The 18,776-nt window shown below is 45.5% G+C and carries 18 protein-coding genes; 10 read left to right on the top strand and 8 right to left on the bottom strand.

Annotated elements, in window-relative coordinates; all coding sequences use genetic code 11:
- The first annotated feature begins 95 nt into the window (after nucleotides 1-95).
- Nucleotides 96-425 (top strand): antibiotic biosynthesis monooxygenase family protein, encoded by a 330-nt coding sequence (locus FN124_RS25915; RefSeq protein ID WP_185937380.1) that lies wholly within the window; start codon nucleotides 96-98, stop codon nucleotides 423-425.
- On the top strand, nucleotides 425-550 hold the full coding sequence (locus FN124_RS25910; RefSeq protein WP_142687696.1) for an alanyl-tRNA synthetase: 126 nt from the start codon (nucleotides 425-427) through the stop codon (nucleotides 548-550). The genes FN124_RS25915 and FN124_RS25910 overlap by 1 nt, the downstream gene beginning before the upstream one ends.
- Before the next feature lie 35 nt (nucleotides 551-585).
- Here FN124_RS25910 and FN124_RS25905 read toward each other — a convergent pair whose 3' ends face one another.
- Entirely contained in the window at nucleotides 586-1,575 is a 990-nt protein-coding gene (locus FN124_RS25905) for a helix-turn-helix transcriptional regulator (RefSeq protein WP_185937379.1), read from the bottom strand.
- A gap of 273 nt (nucleotides 1,576-1,848) precedes the next feature.
- Here FN124_RS25905 and FN124_RS25900 point away from each other — a divergent pair, with 273 nt between their 5' ends.
- Nucleotides 1,849-3,999, top strand: coding sequence for a TonB-dependent receptor plug domain-containing protein (locus tag FN124_RS25900; protein WP_142687694.1), 2,151 nt, complete (start codon nucleotides 1,849-1,851; stop codon nucleotides 3,997-3,999).
- Here FN124_RS25900 and FN124_RS25895 read toward each other — a convergent pair.
- Complete coding sequence (locus FN124_RS25895; protein WP_142687693.1) at nucleotides 3,993-4,862, bottom strand: LysR family transcriptional regulator; 870 nt, start codon at nucleotides 4,860-4,862, stop codon at nucleotides 3,993-3,995. The genes FN124_RS25900 and FN124_RS25895 overlap by 7 nt on opposite strands.
- 96 nt (nucleotides 4,863-4,958) lie before the next feature.
- Between FN124_RS25895 and FN124_RS25890 the strand changes: the two genes are divergently transcribed.
- Complete coding sequence (locus FN124_RS25890; protein ID WP_142687692.1) at nucleotides 4,959-5,858, top strand: alpha/beta hydrolase; 900 nt, start codon at nucleotides 4,959-4,961, stop codon at nucleotides 5,856-5,858.
- A gap of 24 nt (nucleotides 5,859-5,882) precedes the next feature.
- On the opposite strand, the gene FN124_RS25885 is transcribed toward FN124_RS25890, so the two are convergent.
- Nucleotides 5,883-6,905, bottom strand: coding sequence for an LLM class flavin-dependent oxidoreductase (locus tag FN124_RS25885; RefSeq protein ID WP_142687691.1), 1,023 nt, complete (start codon nucleotides 6,903-6,905; stop codon nucleotides 5,883-5,885).
- A gap of 117 nt (nucleotides 6,906-7,022) precedes the next feature.
- Between FN124_RS25885 and FN124_RS25880 the strand changes: the two genes are divergently transcribed.
- Complete coding sequence (locus FN124_RS25880; protein WP_142687690.1) at nucleotides 7,023-7,460, top strand: hypothetical protein; 438 nt, start codon at nucleotides 7,023-7,025, stop codon at nucleotides 7,458-7,460.
- On the opposite strand, the gene FN124_RS25875 is transcribed toward FN124_RS25880, so the two are convergent.
- From FN124_RS25875 to FN124_RS25860, 4 genes are all read right to left on the bottom strand, one after another.
- On the bottom strand, nucleotides 7,416-7,655 hold the full coding sequence (locus FN124_RS25875) for a GlsB/YeaQ/YmgE family stress response membrane protein (protein ID WP_142687689.1): 240 nt from the start codon (nucleotides 7,653-7,655) through the stop codon (nucleotides 7,416-7,418). The two genes, FN124_RS25880 and FN124_RS25875, sit on opposite strands and share 45 nt — an antisense overlap.
- A 167-nt stretch (nucleotides 7,656-7,822) precedes the next feature.
- The gene (locus FN124_RS25870) at nucleotides 7,823-9,472 is read right to left on the bottom strand and encodes a RagB/SusD family nutrient uptake outer membrane protein (protein WP_221887908.1); all 1,650 of its coding nucleotides are present in this window, start codon (nucleotides 9,470-9,472) and stop codon (nucleotides 7,823-7,825) included.
- A gap of 27 nt (nucleotides 9,473-9,499) precedes the next feature.
- Nucleotides 9,500-12,469, bottom strand: a complete 2,970-nt coding sequence (locus FN124_RS25865) for a SusC/RagA family TonB-linked outer membrane protein (protein WP_185937378.1) — start codon at nucleotides 12,467-12,469, stop codon at nucleotides 9,500-9,502.
- Between the two features lie 530 nt (nucleotides 12,470-12,999).
- A complete protein-coding gene (locus FN124_RS25860; protein ID WP_142687687.1) occupies nucleotides 13,000-13,407 on the bottom strand; it encodes a winged helix-turn-helix transcriptional regulator in 408 nt (135 codons plus the stop codon).
- 90 nt (nucleotides 13,408-13,497) lie between these two features.
- Here FN124_RS25860 and FN124_RS25855 point away from each other — a divergent pair, with 90 nt between their 5' ends.
- Nucleotides 13,498-14,301 (top strand): SDR family oxidoreductase, encoded by an 804-nt coding sequence (locus tag FN124_RS25855; protein WP_142687686.1) that lies wholly within the window; start codon nucleotides 13,498-13,500, stop codon nucleotides 14,299-14,301.
- Nucleotides 14,302-14,361: 60 nt separating this feature from the next.
- Complete coding sequence (locus FN124_RS25850; RefSeq protein ID WP_142687685.1) at nucleotides 14,362-15,363, top strand: NADP-dependent oxidoreductase; 1,002 nt, start codon at nucleotides 14,362-14,364, stop codon at nucleotides 15,361-15,363.
- Between the two features lie 8 nt (nucleotides 15,364-15,371).
- Here the strand turns inward: FN124_RS25850 and FN124_RS25845 are convergent, their stop codons facing one another.
- Nucleotides 15,372-16,274 carry a hypothetical protein gene (locus FN124_RS25845; protein ID WP_142687684.1) on the bottom strand — a complete coding sequence of 301 codons (903 nt, stop codon included), beginning with the start codon at nucleotides 16,272-16,274 and terminating at the stop codon, nucleotides 15,372-15,374.
- Between the two features lie 222 nt (nucleotides 16,275-16,496).
- Between FN124_RS25845 and FN124_RS25840 the strand changes: the two genes are divergently transcribed.
- The 3 genes from FN124_RS25840 to FN124_RS25830 all read left to right on the top strand — a co-directional run bounded on the left by FN124_RS25840 (nucleotide 16,497) and on the right by FN124_RS25830 (nucleotide 18,743).
- Nucleotides 16,497-16,706, top strand: a complete 210-nt coding sequence (locus FN124_RS25840) for a hypothetical protein (RefSeq protein ID WP_185937377.1) — start codon at nucleotides 16,497-16,499, stop codon at nucleotides 16,704-16,706.
- 467 nt (nucleotides 16,707-17,173) lie between these two features.
- Entirely contained in the window at nucleotides 17,174-17,740 is a 567-nt protein-coding gene (locus FN124_RS25835) for a hypothetical protein (protein WP_142687682.1), read from the top strand.
- 10 nt (nucleotides 17,741-17,750) lie between these two features.
- A complete protein-coding gene (locus tag FN124_RS25830) occupies nucleotides 17,751-18,743 on the top strand; it encodes a DUF4407 domain-containing protein (protein WP_185937376.1) in 993 nt (330 codons plus the stop codon).
- The last annotated feature ends 33 nt before the right edge of the window (nucleotides 18,744-18,776 follow it).

Below are 18,776 nucleotides of genomic sequence, written 5' to 3'. Positions count from 1 at the left end.
GTTATTTTCCCGATATGGTAAATGATGTTCCCGAATAGGCGCATGACACAATCGTGACAATATTACTTTTGATGTATCAAAAAAATAAACTGACTATGAACAAGCATTTTGTGGCTATCAATTACATACAATGTAACAGCGATTATGCCGAAAGATTTGAGCAACTGTTTGCCTCAAGAGCGCATGCTATCGACACCATGCCAGGGTTTATCAACATGCATGTATTACGGCCTGCCAAACCGGAAGATGACTACCTGATCGTTAGTTACTGGGAACATGAGCAGGCGTTTAAAGACTGGACTAAATCAGAAGCCTTTATAACGGGCCATAAGCGCGGCTTTGAAGACCTGGCAAAAGCAAAGGCGGAAGGAAAACCCGCACCGATGCGCAGCGATTTTAAGATCTACCAGATAATCAGCGAATAATGGAAACAACATCCAGAAAACAACAACTGATCAAATGGCTGAAACGCCTTGGCTTCTGGGGATTTATATTCTTTCTCCTGAAAGGCCTTTTCTGGCTGTACCTGATATACTGGGTTGCCAGGTAAATATGGCAATAAAAGAAAAGGTAAGTCCGTGCGACTTACCTTTTCATTATACCCGGTGAAAATCCGAAATGCTTTTTGAACGCCCTGGTGAAATGGGCTGTATGCTTGTATCCTGAGAGATAAGCCACTTCCGACACACTCTTTCCTTCCGCCAGCAGCTCCCTGGCATGCGTCATTTTTATGTTCTGCAGATAGCCGTATACGGTAGTACCAAATACCTGTTTGAAATGGCTTTTAAGATAAGCGTCATTTGTGCCCACCTGGTGGGAAAGGTCGATCAGTGTACATGGGCTGTTAATATTCTTCGTGATAATATCCCTTGCCAGGTACATCCTGTCTATATCCTCTTTCTTTAATTTTCTGAGAGATGAATCTTTTGCTGAAACACCCGCCATCTGCTCATAATGCGTGAGTTGTATAGCCAGCAGCTCAATGGTTTTGGCTTTTATAAACAACTGCATATAACGTCCTTCCAGCGGGCAATTCAGCATATCGAAAAGAATGGTGCTGATGTTGGCCTGTAAGGGGAAATTATTCTTACTGAGCGGTACCGGCGTATTATCCTGTACGCTTTTCTGGAAAACATCAAACAATGGATGCTCTTCCGGCATAAAATTGAGTAACAGCCCCGGGCTTACACCCAACTCAAATATTTCCAACTGCTCCTGTGGTTGCCAGCTGAGCTGGATTTCCTGTTCAGGAAAGAAAAGATAATTGTACTGTTGCCTGCCCATACTGGCCAGCATCGTTTTACCACTGTTTATATGATAACTTTTACTGCCACTGAGCGTATAGCTCAGTTGAAGAAAAGGTTGCTGGTTACTGAAAACTACGCTTCCGCCTTTTTCGGATTTCAGGCTGTAATAACCCAGGGTAATACCGTCGGGGCTGTACATTTCCTGGATGGTACCAATATGTCCGTGTTGGCTGAGTGCACGCTTCCGCTGCCTGAGCGTTTCCTCACCGAGGATGTTGAACGGGCAGGGATTGAATAATTTGTTGTGGGTGTTTGCTGGTGCAGACAATGGCGCTGTTATTAATTTCAGAATACAAGAACAGGACAATATTAAATCATTGGCCATTCAAAGCATTTGCGCAAAGAGGAACTTCTTTTACGAATACGGGAAGACCCTTTGTCATACGATATTTGACAATTCTCTTTTTCCGTTTGTGGTAACTTTTTTTCCTTCCAGGGATGGCCGCGCCCTTCGGGCGCTTTCCGTAACGGGTAATACTTTCTCCATCTGTGGAGGAGAGAATACTGCATCTTGCGTGATCTTAAAAGCGCCAGAGAACAAATGTGTACCAGATTCATTCTTCCCGCCTTCCTGTTGCTCACAGGAAATACTTATGCTGCCACTCCCGCTGGCGACACAACAGGTTTACAAAAGGTGCAGCAGTTGAATGGCGTTGATGTACACTCCCACTACTATAAAAAAACGGATGATCTTATTGACATAAAAAAAATTGCGGCCCCTACCCTCGTTATAGACAGCAAAACCATCCAGCGGATGGGTAGCCGGCGCCTGGATGAAGTGCTGCGTGAACAGGCCGGGATGGCCATTGTAAGCGACCTCGGGGCTGGTAACAGGAGCATTGGTATCCAGATGCAGGGCTTCAGCTCTGCCTATGTGCTGGTACTGCTCAATGGCTTACCACTCTCAGGGCGTTTCAACGAAAACTTCGACATCAGCCGTATCAGCGTGCAGCACATTGAACGCATAGAAATTATAAAAGGCGCTTCCAGCAGTCTTTACGGCAGCGAAGCATTGGGCGGTGTGATCAACATCATTACCCGGCAGCATGTGCACAAGCCGGAAGCCTCTCTGTCGGCCCTGTATGGCACTTATAACACCACAGATATCAGCGCGGCTGCGGAAACCCCTTTCGCACAAAAAAAAGGATCTGTTCACCTGGCAGCTGATTACTACCGGACGGATGGATTTAATGTGAATACGGAATACCTGAAAGATGGGCAAACGGCGCCACCCTATCATAGCTTCAGCGGGCAAACCCGTGCCTCCTGGCAATTGAATACCCATAACACCCTGCAGCTGAGTGCAAGAGCGGCCAACCGCCATTCCATCATGACGCGCTCCTATGGCACGCAACCTTTCCGTGATCAACTGGATGAAACAGATATAAACGCGGCGTTGTCTTTACGCACTAACCTGAACGAATATACGCGGTTGCTTACGCGGTATTATTTTACCCATTATGGCACCAACCAGGATGTGCAGATCATAGAAACCGGGAAGCTGCTCCAGGAAAACAGGTTTTCCCAACAGATCCAGCGCCTGGAAGTACAGGGCAGCAGGTTGTGGTATGATGGCCGCCTGAGTATAACCGGCGGCATTGGCGGGGAACTGCTGCATATGAACAACAGTACGGTAACCGGCACTCCGGATCAGCAGAACTATTTCGGGTACATGCAGGCCAACTTTAATTCCAACCGGAAATACGCACTGATAGCCGGCCTGCGCTACGACGGCAACAGTCTCTATGGCGGTAAGCTGAATCCCACCGCCGGCGTGGAATATTCACCATTCAAATGGTGGCAGATAAAAGGCTCTGTAGGCCAGGGATTCAAAGCGCCCACCTATGCACAGTCATACCAGGTGTTCACCAATATCACACAAGGATACACCGTGGTAGGCGCCAATATTTTCAATACCGCTGCAGAAGATCTGAAGAAAGCAGGCCTGGTACAATCCGTATGGAGCAATGCCGCTTCTGTGAAAGCGCTGGAAGCAGAAACATCTGTATCCTGGAACCTGGGCAACCGGTTCACTATCAGTGAAGGCTATACGTTTTCTGTGAATGGTTTTTACAACAACATCCGTCATCTCATCAATACAGAACAGGTGGGCATAATGCGGAACGGGCAGCAGCTGTTCTCTTATCTCAATCTTGGTAAAGCCTACACCACAGGCCTGGAAGCATCGCTGGAACTAAGTCCGCTGCCGGGATTAAAGGTAACCGGTGGTTACCAGTACCTGGTGGCTAAAAGCCGTGATGTGGAAGACAGCATCCGTAACGGCACAGGCGCTTACGGCAAGGTGCGCTCTGATCATGGCATCCGTACTGCAACTTCCGGCGATTACTTTGGCCTCCCCAACAGGAGCAGGCATATGGCTACCTTGCAGGTATATTACACTTTCCGCCCCTGGGCCCTGCATACTTCCATGCGTGCCAGCTATCGCAGCAAATACGGTTTCCTGGATATCGATAATAACAGATACATCGATAACTACGACATCTTTGTAAAAGGATATACACTATTATATCTCTCAGTTCAAAAATCCCTGTTAAAAGAAAAATTACTGCTTAAATTTTCCGTAGATAACATCGGCAATTATACCGACTACCTGATGCCAGCCCAACCTGGCCGGGTGTTTATGGGAGGCCTGAGCTACCGGTTTGGCGTAAGGGAGAAATCAGCCTACTGACAAAACCGCTTCATTAATCCTACCTGCTCTGATGTCATCTTCGTTTCATCATAAGCCAGGTACAACGTGTTCTCAGTGGCTACCCTGCCACGCCAGATGATCTTTACGTCATCGCTTACCAGGTAATCTGCTGCTATTGTTAAAGCATTGCTGTGCTTAAGTGATTTCACAATAAGGCTCATGTCTGGTATCACGCAGTATGGTTTCATAACCGGGCGTTTGAAGAAGTTCGTTTTCCAGAACCTGCGTATAATAGCAAGATCTGTGGTATAGGCAAACCAGGGTTGCGATAACAACCAGGCTTCGGCGCTTTCCCAGTTTTCCTTCTTAACGAAATTATCAAACTCCGTAGTGTCAATTGTTTTACTGCCTGCGATAATAAAATGTTCCTGGCGGACAGGCTCAAAAACAAGGTGCCTGTAATCGGCCAGCTTCGTAGCTACCACGAAATCCAGCGCACCTCTGTGCAACTTTCCCAGCAACTCTTTGGTGCGTCCGAAAGACAAAACAAGGCTGGCATCAACAGTGCTTATTCTTTCAGCTAACACCGCCTGGAAATATTCCTGTACAACGCCCAGCCGCACAAGGGAAGGCTGCTTCTTTAAACCGGCCGCATTGAAACCCGACTCCACTTTCTCCAGTTTCTCCAATGGCTCCACTACCTGTGTATAAAACAATTTACCATAATCGGTAGGCAACAGCTTTGGTTTCCGTTCAAATAACGGCTTTCCTACATGGGCTTCCAGTAAAGAAAGATGCTGACTCACATTAGGCTGTGATATAAACAGGATCTTTGATGCAGCTGTTAGCGATCCTGTCTGATAAACGGCTTTAAATGTTCTGTACCATTCCAGATTAACCATGTGATAAAGTTATAATTATTTTTATGAGCGCTCATAAAATAAGCTATTTTACTTATATCGCACTTCTGTGGAAATTTGTTTTCAAAAGATAATAAAATGGAAATATTACCACAGGTACAGGAAGTTCTGACTTATGTTAAGTCTGTTAATGTTACCCACATCGAAAACAAGCTGCTGGCTTCAAGAGCACTCTATGAAGAGCTGGCGCCGCTTGCCGGGGAAGAGGAAGCAGTGTTTGCAGTTGAAAACAAAACCATTGCGCTTACCGGCCGGGCAATTAATATCAGGATCTACCGGCCGGATGATAAAAAAGGATTACCCGCATTGGTCTTTTTTCATGGCGGAGGTTTCTTCAAAGGCAGTCTTGATTCGCACGACCGCCCCTTGCGGCAACTTGCTAATTTATCAGGAGTGGTGGTTATTTCGGTTGATTACCGGCTTGCTCCTGAATACCCATTTCCCCATGGGTTGAATGATTGTATTGATGCTACGCAATGGATCATGCAACATGCAGCAGAATTAGATATAGACAGCCGTTATATAGCGGTGGCAGGAGACAGTGCGGGAGGTACACTGGCTACTACTGTAGCAGGTAAGTTAAAGAACCTGGCATGCCAGATACTTATCTATCCCCTTACCGGCTGCACGCTTGATACTCCCTCCTGGCGCGCATTTGCAGAAGGCCCTGTTTTAACTTTAGAGAAAGGGATTGAGTTATGGGAATATTATACGGAAGACAGGATCAAAGCGGCGCCTATATTCAACGATGATTTATCAGGCATGCCTGATACTTTTATTATCACCGCAGAGTACGACCCGCTGCGTGACGAAGGGATGGCCTATGCCGAAAAACTTCGCCACGCGAATGTGCAGGTAACGGAAAAACTTTACCCGAAAATGATACATGGGTTCGTACAAATGGGAGGCGTAATAGATCAGGGCAAAGAAGCTATTACAGCCATAGCAGCGTATACCAGGTACAAGTTACTGCCATGAACAGGCAGTAACCTGTACCTGGTCTTAACGCCATCCCAACCCCGGCGCCACATGCTCTAAAATAGAGGAGAGCACATGCACATTGTAATCAACGCCTAAGGTATTGGGTATTGTCAGAAGTATTGTATCTGCTTCCTGGATGGCTTCATCCTGGGCTAATTCCTTTATAAGCTGGTCCGGTTCCGCAGCATAGCTTCTCCCGAAAATGGCACGCTTACCCGGTTCTATCACCCCGATCTTATCGGTCCGGTCGGATTCCTGTCCGAAGAAATAGCGATCCTGGTCGGTTACCAATGCGAAAATAGACCGGCTCACAGAAACCCTTGGTTCCCGCTGATGCCCCGCCTTCTTCCACGCTTCTTTGTACAACCTGATCTGTTCGGCCTGCTGTACGTGGAAAGGCTTACCACTTTCATCCTGCTTCAGGGTAGAGCTCTGAAGGTACATTCCATTTTCGGCAGCCCAAACGGCAGTTGCATTGGAGGCGGCTCCCCACCAGATACGTTCCCTCAATCCTTCCGAATGCGGTTCCAGTCGCAGCAAACCCGGTGGATTCGGGAACATCGGGTACGGGTTAGGCTGTGCAAACCCTATACCTTTTAGCTTATCCAGGAATTCCAATGCTTTACGGCGCCCCATATCTGCGTCTGTTTCTCCTTCGGCCGGTTCATATCCAAAATACCGCCATCCGTCAATTACCTGTTCCGGCGAGCCCCTGCTGATCCCCAATTGTAACCGCCCCTCCGAGATCAGGTCGGCAGCCCCGGCATCTTCCACCATATACAGGGGATTTTCATACCGCATATCAATTACCCCCGTTCCTATCTCTATTTTGTTTGTTTTGGCGCCTATTGCTGAAAGCAAAGGAAATGGCGACGCCAGCTGAGCTGCAAAATGATGTACGCGGAAATAGGCGCCGTCTAAACCGATTTCTTCGGCAGCAACAGCCAGGTCAATAGACTGCAGCAAAGTATCACCTGCCGTACGGGTTTTATAGGCAGGATGGTTAGACCAGTGCCCAAACGATAAAAATCCTATCTTCTTCATAAATCTTATTTCAGGTGAAAAGTAACTCATTATTTAATAACTAAAAAGCACCGCTAACTAACAGGTTACTGCTGCGCAGGAATTTTGAGCTTACAACATACCGAAGACCTCTTTGGTATGCCTGGGTGCTATAAGACCGACCGTGAATGGGTGATGGCTGCGAATGATATAGCTAGGCTTGCTATGGATAAGCCGTTACAGGAAGATATTCAGCTACCTGAAAAGGTGCTCAGGCAATATGCCGGCACCTATAAACATAATGAGGAATGGCAGATGACATTTACCATGAAAGGAAGTGATTTGTATGTACGCTGTACCAAAGCTGGTCTTCCTGATGTCAGGTTATATGCACTGAGAGAGAATTATTTTTATACAAAAGAAACTCCTGTAAGATTTGAATTACTGAAGCAGGCAAACGGAGTATGCTACTGGTTACTTATAACGGTTCCGGCAAAGATGCAGAATGGAAACGCATTGATAACACGAACGGGAATTAACTCCGGAAGGCGGTTATTTCCCTTTTACAAGCCGCACCAGCCAGATAAGGATCACTGATCCTACCAATGCTACTATAAGGGAACCAATAAAGCCGTTTCCCATATGGATGCCCAGCCTGCCGAATAACCAGCCGCCCAGCCAGCCACCAACAACACCTACCAGTATATCTATCAGCACTCCAAATCCATCGCCACGCATTAATTTACCGGCAAGCCAACCTGCAATGCCGCCAATGAGTAAAGTCCATAACATAAGGAGATCTTTTTAGGAAAATTGAATGTAACAATAAATTGGCACTTGAACTTATTTTTTTAACAGCCCTCTTCTTAAATCCGGAAATATTCATTGAGATAAACAACCGCATCGATCCTTTGATCAATGCGGTTGTTATATCATTTATTTTTTTTGGAAAAATCCGTTTAATATCCCGGGTTGGGCACCAGGTTCGGGTTCAGTGCCAGCTCTATTGCCGGAATAGGGAACACACGGCGGAAAACATCGTTATCAGCCGGTTTGAATCCCCACTTGCCTTCAAATTTACCAAAGCGGATCAGGTCATTTCTTCTCCAGGCTTCCCAGGCAAATTCGCGGGCGCGCTCATCCAGGATCATTGGCAGCGTAGTGCCCACCAATGGGGTGGTACCTGCGCGGCTGCGGATCTTGTTCACCAGTACATCGGCGGTTTGCAGCTCTCCTTTTACCACTGTAGGCGCAGCGCCACGGAGAATAGCCTCTGCCTTCATCATGATCACATCTGCCAGGCGCAGCACCGGAAGATCCGTGTTCTGGAAACGGGTGGCGGTATTCAGGTTTTTGTCGGGATAGTATTTGATGGAGCGCACGCCTTTCAGTTGTCCTTTAAGGTCGTTACCTACATCAAGTTTGGCTTCTCCACCCGGTTTCAGCGTTAAAGCAGGGAAAATTTCCACCCACCAGTCGATCGGCGCATCAGCACCGGGAGAAGAAGCATCCAGCGTTTTGGTAGTGGTATGAACAATGTTGGGGGTACCATCTTTGTTATACTGTTTACCGGATAACCAGGTATTGTTACGCACATCGTTCGGCTGGTTAAAATAAGCATAGAAATCAGGAATAGTGCTCAGCGCCACACTTGGCCCGAATGCCGCCGGCAGATCAAAACGCTCCTTCAGAAAGGGATGCAGGCAGAAACGGGTAAAGTGACAACCGGAAATGAGATTCGCATCATAAGGAATGGCGAAAATGGTTTCCTTGATCTGCGGGCCATTATCCGGTTTAAAGATCGACGCATAATCGGCATCCAGTGAATAAGGTGCATTCAGGAGGATACTGTCTGCCATTGCTACCGCATCTGTATAACGCGGTGTGCCTGTATAATACTCAGCATTGAGATACATTTTTTCCAGCAATGCAAAGGCCAGCCATTTGGTAGCGCGCCCGTAGGTGCTGCCATCCACTTTGGTAGTAAGGCCCGGCAAGGCTGATTTCAGCGTGTTCTCAATAAAAGTAAAGACTTCCTTACGCGGTTTGGTGGCCGGGAGCGTGTTTACCGGGAAAGTATCGATTATGGGAATATTTCCATACAGGTCCATCATAAAAAAATAGAAGAGCGAACGCATAGCTTTCAGTTCCGCAAGAGAAGAGGACTTATAATCCCCGGCGGGTAATCCGTTTACCAGGTTGATGGCATTGTTGGCAATATTAATGCCGCCAAAGCCCCATTGCCAGGAACTGATCACATATGGATGACTGCTACCCCAGGTATGCAGGTGCATAAAACGGTATTTTCCCCCATCATCATAATTACCATCACGGGCCGGGATAATGGCCTCATCGGTAGAGAACTCCTGCAACATCCAGTAGTCCACCCCGTAACTGAAACCGGTACCATTCATCCAGTAAGTGGCATCACCGGATTTGGTATTGGCCAGCTGTGAATACACGGCTCCAATGGCGGCTGCATAGGAAGCGTTGTTGGAGGGAAAGTTGGAAGGCGTATATTTCGACTCTACATCTACATCCAGCTTGCTACAGGCAGTAAATGCCATTGCGGCAAGCAGGAAAATGCCAAGGATTCTTTTATAGCTCATATCTTTATTTTTAAACAGTCAGATGAATTAAAAAATGGCATTCAGACCAAAGATGAATGACCTGGTTTTAGGATAATAGTTCCTGGCGTCGATACCCGGGGTGAGGCCACCGAGATCAATTTCAGGATCTATGCCTGTATAATCGGTAATAATAAATACATTGTTAACGTTACCGTATATACGCAGTTTACTGATGTAGTTACTTCTGATCTTGAAAGTATACCCCAGGGTCAGGTTATCCAAACGCAGATAGGAACCATTTTCCAGGAACCTGTCGGAGATGAGGAAAGAGTTCTTATCATTATAGGACTCCCCGGTTGTAAACTTCAGGATGTTGGTCATTTTCGCATCTGTTGGCGTGTTTAGCGCTGCAGTGGTGGCGTTGAGTATCTTATTGCCCGATACACCGCGGATAAAGATATTCAGGTCAAATCCCTTATAGGTGAAGGTATTGCTCCACCCGTAAGTGATACTGGGCTGCGCATTGCCGGCCTGCATCAGGTCGCCGATACTGGGAGAGGTAGTAACTGTACCATCAGCTTTCTGGTAGGTAGACACGCCGTCTTTATCTTTCCCCATGTAATGGAATAGGGTAAATGTACCAATAGGTTGTCCTTCCAGTATTTTCTGGCTCCAGTTACCGGACTGCCCTTTACCACCCAGGATGGCGGTGGGAATGTCTTTCAACGTAAACCTTCCGCTGGAAAGTGCGCTGATGCTGTTGGTATTATGTGATACGTTGATGGAAGTTTTCCACGAGAAGTTCTTATTGCTCACCGGTTCAGCATTCAGCACTACTTCCACGCCCTTGTTACTTACTTTACCAACGTTTACCAGCAAGGTGGTGGTAATGTATTGAGTGGTAGATACCGGGTAGTTCCAGATAAGATCTGAAGTTTGTTTATCGTAGTAGTCTACCGCACCGCTCAGCCTTCCTTTAAAGATGGCAAAGTCGATACCGGCATTAAACATGGCGGTACGTTCCCATTTCAGGTCGGGGTTAGGGTTTTGTACCGGAGCGATGGCATTGATCAGGTTACCATTATCATAATAACGGCCCGTGTTGCTGTATTGCAGCTGCGCCGCCAGCGGATCAAAGCCCAGCGAGTTACCGGATACTCCATAGCTCACCCTCAGCTTGAGGTCATCAAAAAATTCATTCTTCTTCATAAACGGTTCCTGGCTGATACGCCATCCTGCTGATACTGCCGGGAAGTAACCCCATCGGTTGTTTTTACCAAAGGCAGAAGATCCGTCATTACGCAGCGAGGCCTGGAAATAGTATTTATCGGCATACTGGTAATTGATCCTCCCATAGTAAGAAATCAAACGCAGGGTGGTAAGGGTACTTGTAGCAGAGTTATCGAATACCACGGTGCCGGGAGGCGGGTTGCTCAGGCTGAGATTATTCCAGGAAAGCGCATCGCTGCCAAAGCCTTGTGTGCTTACGCCAAAGCCGTCGCCGTTGTGGTCTTCCTGCCAGGAGTAACCGGCCAACACCTTGAAATTGTGTTTGCCAACCGTTTTATCATAGTTAAAATAAGACTCAATGATGTTACGGGTGTTTGTCCAGGCCAGGCGGGTAGCTTTACCGTTAAGTCCTTTTGCGAGCACAGACAAGCTGTTGTAATATACATTTCTCGTTACCTGTTCGCGCTGGGTGGAAAGGCTCAGCGTATAGGTAAGACCGGGAAGTATTTTTACTTCTGCAAGACCATTACCCAGGAACTTGTTGATCTTCGTTTCATCGCTGTTGTTATCGATGAGCGATACCGGGTTATTGGAGCCGCGGATATTACCTGCATAGTCTTCTGTATAGCTGCCGTCTGGCCGTTTTACCAGCACCGTGGGCAGGTAGTTCAGCATATTCGACAACACGGCATCCGGCACATTGTTTTGTGTAGTAGATGAGTTGAAGATGTTCACTCCCAGCCGCAGGCGGTCGTTGAATGCGCGCTGATCAATGTTGGCACGGATCCCCATCCTTTTCAGCGATGAGCCTACAATGATACCGGGGTTATCGAGATAGTTGATGCTAAATCCATAGGTGGTGCTTTTTGAACCACCCATGAGCGACAGGTTATGGTTATGAGAAACGGCATCCCGTTGCACTTCCTTTTGCCAGTCGGTATTTACCGGGGTGGTCGTACCGGGATACACGTCGTTATTGGCAGCCGCGAGCACCTGGCCATTATCTGCCAGGTATTTACGTAACTCATCGCCGGTAAGTACTTCAAGCCGTTTGGATACTTTTTCAAGCCCAACATAAGCGTTATAGGCAATACGCAGCTGGTCCATTTTAGGGCGGCGGGTGGTTACCATAATTACGCCGTTGGCAGCCCTGGCCCCATAGATAGCGGTGGAAGCACCGTCCTTGAGAACGTCGATGCTTGCGATATCATCCGGCGCCACCATGTCGATAGGCGCTCCCGGCACCCCATCGATCACGTAAAACGGTTCCTGTGCCCCGCTGCGCAAGGTAGATGGTCCTCTCAGTATTACGCTGGGGTTCTGGTTGGGGTTACCACTTTTCGTGATCGTTAAACCAGGTACTTTACCCTGTAGTAACATCGACGGAGATGCAATAACGCCCTGTGTAAATTCTCCTGAGCCAACGGAGCTGATGGCCCCGATCACATTCTTTTTACTGGTTTTACCGTAACCTGTGATCACTACATCATTCAGTTGTTTGAGCTGCGCCTTCAAAGATACATCCAGGCTATGCGCCCCGTTTACATTTACCTCTTTGCTTTCGTACCCTACAAATGCAATATGCAGGGTACTGTTACCACCGGCAACCTCTAGCCGGTAATTTCCCTCCACGTCCGACACCACGCCATTGCGTGTGCCAACTTCAGAAATACTTACACCCGGGAGGGGCTGATTCTTGTCGTCTGTGATCCTGCCCTGAACCCTGAATCTGTCCTGCGCCAGCGCCGGTAAGCAGGCGAAACACAGGCATACTATCCAGCAAGGGACAGCAGTCAGCAATTTCACAGGAAATCGTAATGAAAACCTACAATAATAGATTTTGTTCATAAAGCAATCTTTAAGTGATTTGTTTGTTTAATTAGTGATAATTGGTCGTTGCTGTTGATTAAATGACGGGCTACGCTAAGCCTATGGCATAAGCATTCGTTAAGTGATGTTTTAAAATAAATTTATGGCAGATCCCAAAAGCAAATCAGCCCGTAAAGCTAAAAATGTTGTTATTGAATTAACAGAAGGTAATGTTATCAGATTGTTACATTAGATTTTGGTTGCTTATTACATTGTTCGTAAAAGGTTTTCAAATAATCGTGGATCGGGCCTTCAGGAATTCCAGGCAAAAGCTGCTAAAACCAGCCGGTAATTAATATACAATAAATATAGGTATTGTGAGGGGAAAATAAGAGGTCAAAACAAAAAAAAGAGCGCACTTAAACCCCAATAGTATATATATTGGGGTTGTAATATCTTTAAATTATAAACCCGGATAAAAAATAAAAAATAGCCAATAAGAAAAGGTATTGGCTGCGAATATCAAATCAACTTTCCAGTTTTTTAGTCAGGGCTTTAATAAATCCGGTCTTATCCTTTTTCACCTCCTTCAGCATCGCTTTTCTATCTTCCGGTATAGAAAAGTATTTCTCAGCCCACAGATTTATTTCAATCATTAAAGGGAGCAAGTCAATCCCTTTCCGGGTTAACCTGTATAACACTTTGGCTTTACTATCCGGGTGAGGTAATTTTTCGATGATCCTGTTTTCCTCCAGCGCCAGTAAACGGGCTGCCAGGATATTAGTGGATATTCCTTCCGCCGACTTTAAAAAATCACCATAAGTGCACTCCTTTGCGAACAACAAGTCCCTGACAATCAATAATGACCACTTATCTCCCCATATATCGAGTGAACAACTAACCGGGCAATCGGACCTCTTTTTGGCTTTAGGCATAAAAACATTTTTTATAAATCACTTGCATTTTGAAAGTAATTACTATCTTTACACTTGTAAAATGCAAGTAAAAATACAAAACAGCATAAAATGAAACAAACAATTTTAGTAACGGGAGCTTCTTCAGGCTTCGGCCTTCTTATTGCCAACCGGCTGCATGAAAGTGGTCACCATGTGATTGGCACCAGCCGCAACCCGGATAAATATAAAGATAAGCTGCCATTTAAATTATTAGCATTGGATATTGCCGACGATCACTCGATTGTGTCTTTTGCCAGGCAGCTGTTCAGTCAGATCGATCACCTGGATGTGTTGATAAATAATGCAGGGTATTTGGTAAGAGGGCTCGCTGAAGAGACTTCTGTTGAATTGGGGAAACAGCAATTTGAAACAAACTTCTGGGGAACGATTAAGCTCACTAATGAGCTGCTGCCGCATTTCAGAAAGCAAAAGCAGGGCAAAATAATTACCATTGGCTCTATTCTTGGTTTAATCGGGCTTCCCAATGTTGCCTACTACTCAGCTTCCAAACATGCCCTGGAGGGGTATTTCAAATCACTGCGGTTTGAATTGAAGCAATTTAACATCAAAGTAAGTATGGTTGAGCCTATGGGCTTCAAAACCAACATTGCGGAAAATGCAGTTACCTCTGATGGGGAAATTAACGATTATGATATATTCCGGCAAAAAGTCGCAGTGTTTACAAAAAAGGAATTTGATAATGCAGCCGGGCCGGAGCCGGTAATAAGTACTGTTCTGAAAATTGTAAATGAAGAAGATCCAAAATTCAATGCTCCTGTGGGCAAAGGCTCCTCCCTTATTCTTACACTGCAACGTTTTGCATACAGCATTTTTGAAAACTCTATTCTGAAGAGAGTGAATGGTGCACTATAAAATACTTTTAATCCCGGGAAAATTCATTAGTCTTTATAGCGTAAAACAAGCTTTGTAAAAATGAAAGCATTTATTATAGATCGTTACGGCAAGAAAGAAAAATTACATCTGCAGGAGATTGCGGAACCCGTTATAAAGGAAAATGACGTATTGATCAGGATATATTCCGCCAGCGTGAACTTATTGGATTCAAAGATCAAAAATGGTGAGTTTAAACTTATCCTACCCTACAAAACACCGCTTGTTCTGGGGCACGATGTTGCAGGTGTGATCATAAAAACGGGTGCGAATGTCAGCCGCTTTAAAGCCGGTGATGAGGTGTACGCACGGCCAGCAGATCATCGTATCGGTACTTTTGCCGAGCTGATTGCTGTAGATGAAGCCGACGTAGCGCTCAAACCTAAAAAACTTACCATGGAAGAAGCGGCATCTATCCCCCTTGTTGCCCTAACAGCATGGCAGGCGCTTGTTGAAAAAGCAGACCTGAAAAAAGGGCAAAAAGTTTTCATCCAGGCAGGCTCCGGCGGTGTAGGAACTATTGCCATTCAATTGGCTAAATATATCGGCGCTACCGTCGCAACTACAACCGGCACAACAAATGTTACCTGGGTAAAAGCACTTGGCGCTGATGTAGTGATCGATTATAAAAAGGAAGATTTTGAAGCCATCCTGCACGATTATGATGTAGTGCTGAACAGCCAGGATACCAGCACACTCGAAAAGTCACTCCGGGTATTAAAGCCGGGTGGAAAACTTATCTCTATCTCCGGTCCCCCCGACACTGGTTTTGCCAAAGAGATCGGGCTGGGCTGGCCGCTGAAAATGCTCATGGCGCTCCTGAGCCTCGGCATACGCAGGAAAGCAAAACGCAGGGGCGTAGATTATTCCTTCCTCTTTATGCGGGCGGAAGGCAGCCAGTTAAGCAGGATCACTGCGCTTATTGATGCCGGTATCATAAATCCCGTTGTTGATAAGGTCTTCCCATTCGCAAAAACAGAAGAGGCATTGACCTATGTTGAGAGCGGGCGGGCAAAAGGTAAGGTTGTCATCAACATCAGGTAACAGCGCTGCTATTTCCTGATCACACCTGTGAGAATATGCTTCTCTATAATGTAGGTGGTAATTGGTTTCAGCTGGCGACCAAAAATGACCGGGTGCTCCCCTCCCGATGTAAAGTATTCTATATTCGTGTTAATTTTAGAATACCAAACTTTTCCTATAGCCTGGTAGGTGATAGTATCGGGCCTGGTAATCTTCCTGAAGCCCTTCAACCTCATGTCATCTAACGCTATGATCATCGTATTGGGTATTTTTTCGTTACAGGGTATAGGCTCGTAATGATCTTCATGCCAATACATACAATCGCCTGATTTATCTTTCCACCACCACATACTGCCTGTGCCCAGCACCAGCGATAACATAACTGCGGCAGCCAGTGTTTTCGTGGATCTTCTCCCGGTTTTAGGGCTATCACTCTCCTTTTCCCCTGGAATTACCGGGTCCTTTTTAACGTCTCCGGTTAAGGGCAGGCCAACGGTGGTCGTTTCCACACCTCCCGCTCCCGGGGCGGTATTCAACACCGGCTCTGTATCCATATCATCATCACCGGAAATCTCCTTCCCTATTTCCCAGGGCCTGTCACGAAAGTCAATCAGCCATGCCAGTAGCTCAATATTCTTCTCTTCTGTGCTGTCCGACTTCCCTTTCAGGTAATTCACCAATGGTCTGAACTTATCCGTGTCGCATCGTTGAATGATGCTGTGATAGCTTCTCGATTCGTTTAAATCACCACAGAAATCCCTGATAACCTTTTCATCCCGCCTGCTTACATCTTTGGTACATCTTTTCACACATTCATCTTTGAGCTTCGCAGGTGTGAGATGCATCAGGCCGTGTGGTAACGTATTGTTTGCCTTCTTGCGTTCATACGCGCGCATGACCAGTTGCTGGTAGTCAAGAAAAATTGTTGTCATAAATGATATTGTAGAACTGATTAATCGGAATGAATATTTCCCGCAAGTTAGGTATGGGAACAGACTGCAGAATACGGAAAACCGTATTTAAAAAAATGATGGAAAATATACATTGGACATCCTTTTTACCAATTAAAAAAGAAAAAAACAGATTACGGTTTCCCGTAAAAAAAGAAGGTTAACGGAATATATTTTTGTTTTTCGAAATTAAAAAATAACACTATGAAACAGCTGTATTATGTAAATAATAATGAACAGCCGAATGGCGATCATGAAGTTCACCTCAGCACCTGCTATTACTTTGCCGGGATGCACAACCGCATCTATTTGGGAGAATTTGAAACCTGCCAGGAAGCTATTCGTGAAGCAAAGAAACATTATCAAAAGGCAAATGGTTGTTTAACCTGTTGTAGCACCTGCCATACAAGTTAAACGCTAAACAGTTGTTCTATAACCCTTTCTTTCCCGAATCATCGAGCCATGAAACTCCTATACGCCTGGCTGCTTATAAGTTATATCCACTGTAACCAGGTAACAGTATATATCTGCGACAGCAAAAGTGCAACAAGATATCATTATAATTCAAAATGCCGTGGATTAAGTAATTGTAAGCATCAAATCATCAGTATTAACCTTGAGAAAGCAATGGCAACCAGAACCCTTTGTAAGTGGGAGCAATGAACCGGATGCGATTGTAACTATATTTCAATAAACGCTAACCTGTGTTATTATGACAACTCCAAACGATGTGCCGTACTATCATTTCATAGCAAGCGAGTAAAAATTCCGCCTTCCCTGGGACTACCCCGGCCATCTGCTGATCACGCTTTGCGAATCCTGTCATAATAAAGGACATAATAAATACAAAGTACCAACAATTACCATTTAATAAAATATCTATGAGCTTATTTGATATTTTCAACCGGCAACGCCAAAATGGCCATTCCCACGCCCTGGAGATCGAAAACGCGGTACCCGATAATCCGGAAACTACTTTTATTGAAAAAGAGGCGCCGGGAAAAGAGCAACCTGGCGAAAAAACTGCGGTTCCGTTCAATGGTGGCATCCATCTTCTGTACGATTTTCTCGACAAGAATTATGAATCCAAGGGGTATAACGATGCATTAATAAATCCAGATGCCAGCCATCTGAATCAGAATGTAGTTGCGTTGAAAAACGACCTGGAAAGATCTATCAGGAAAGTAAAAACGTTCTACGAAGATTTTATCCTGCAAATTAATTTTCACATCACCAGCAGGAGCAGAAGTGGAATGATAGATACAGTAGAAGAGCTTGTTGTTAAGAAGGAAATTGCCGAGAGCCATATCAGCCAGGTCAAAGAAATCGAAGAGCAGGCAAAGCTAAACGAAGGTGTAGGTCATGGTATTGTTATCAGCTATACCCGCGGATTCAGGAATGGTCTTGCAGCAATTTCAAGTCATATCATCCTTAACAAAAACTTCTAAAGCCGGCCTTATGAAACATCTATGGATCCGTTTCGGTTGCTTCATCACCGGGTATAACTACAACATCCTGAAAAACTGCAGTGAAGCTGCTTTTAAATCTGTGAAGAAATATACTGCCGCTATGCTGATCGTTTGCATCCTGTGGTTTTTTATTGGTTTTACTTTTGCACACCGTTACCTGTCGCTAAGCATGCCGGGGTGTATACTGGCGGGAGCCCTTTCAACTATAATCATTGTACAGGTCGAAAAGCAGATCGTCTTATCCATCCATCCCAGCCGGCTACTGCTGATTTTCAGGGGCTGCCTGGCTTTCATGATGTCTATCCTGGGCGCGGTGATCATCGATCAGATATTGTTCGAGAAAGATATTGAGACAGAGAAAAATTTCTACATCTCAGAAAAAGTGAACATGATACTACCCTCAAAAACGGAAGAATTAAGAAAACAGATCGCCGCGCTGGAAACAGCAATTAGCAAAAAAGAACAGGAGAAAGATAATTACGTGGAAGATATTACTAAACATCCAACTACAACTGCCACAACTACAACAATGGCAACAAAAAGAATGCCTGTGCAAACAGTAACATCTTCAGGAAAAGATACCATTATCTGGAAGACGATCAGTGATCGCACTGTTGGAACAGTACTGCTGCTGAATCCTAAAACAGCATTACTACCGGCACTTGACTCCATCATTGGCGATATGCGGCAACAAAGAGCCCAAAAGGAAAACGAGTTGCTTCATATCAGACCTGCACTTGAAAAAGAAATGAAAGCCAGTACAGGTTTCCTGGATGAGTTAACCATCATGAAGCAGATGTTATCCGCATCGCACGTTGCATTGTGCTTCTGGGCCCTGTGGATCCTGTTTTTCCTGTTCATAGAGATGCTGGTGTTATTCAGTAAGTTGGGCGACAGGTCTAACGACTACGAAAAAGTAGTACTCCACCATATGAACTTACAAATACGACGGCTGGATGCCCTTGGAAAAGGATTTGAATGATAAAATTTCTAACAACATTAATATCAAAAATAA

The organism is Chitinophaga polysaccharea, assembly GCF_902150045.1.
GTDB lineage: Bacteria > Bacteroidota > Bacteroidia > Chitinophagales > Chitinophagaceae > Chitinophaga > Chitinophaga polysaccharea_A.
This window is presented reverse-complemented; position numbering and strand designations above follow the sequence as displayed.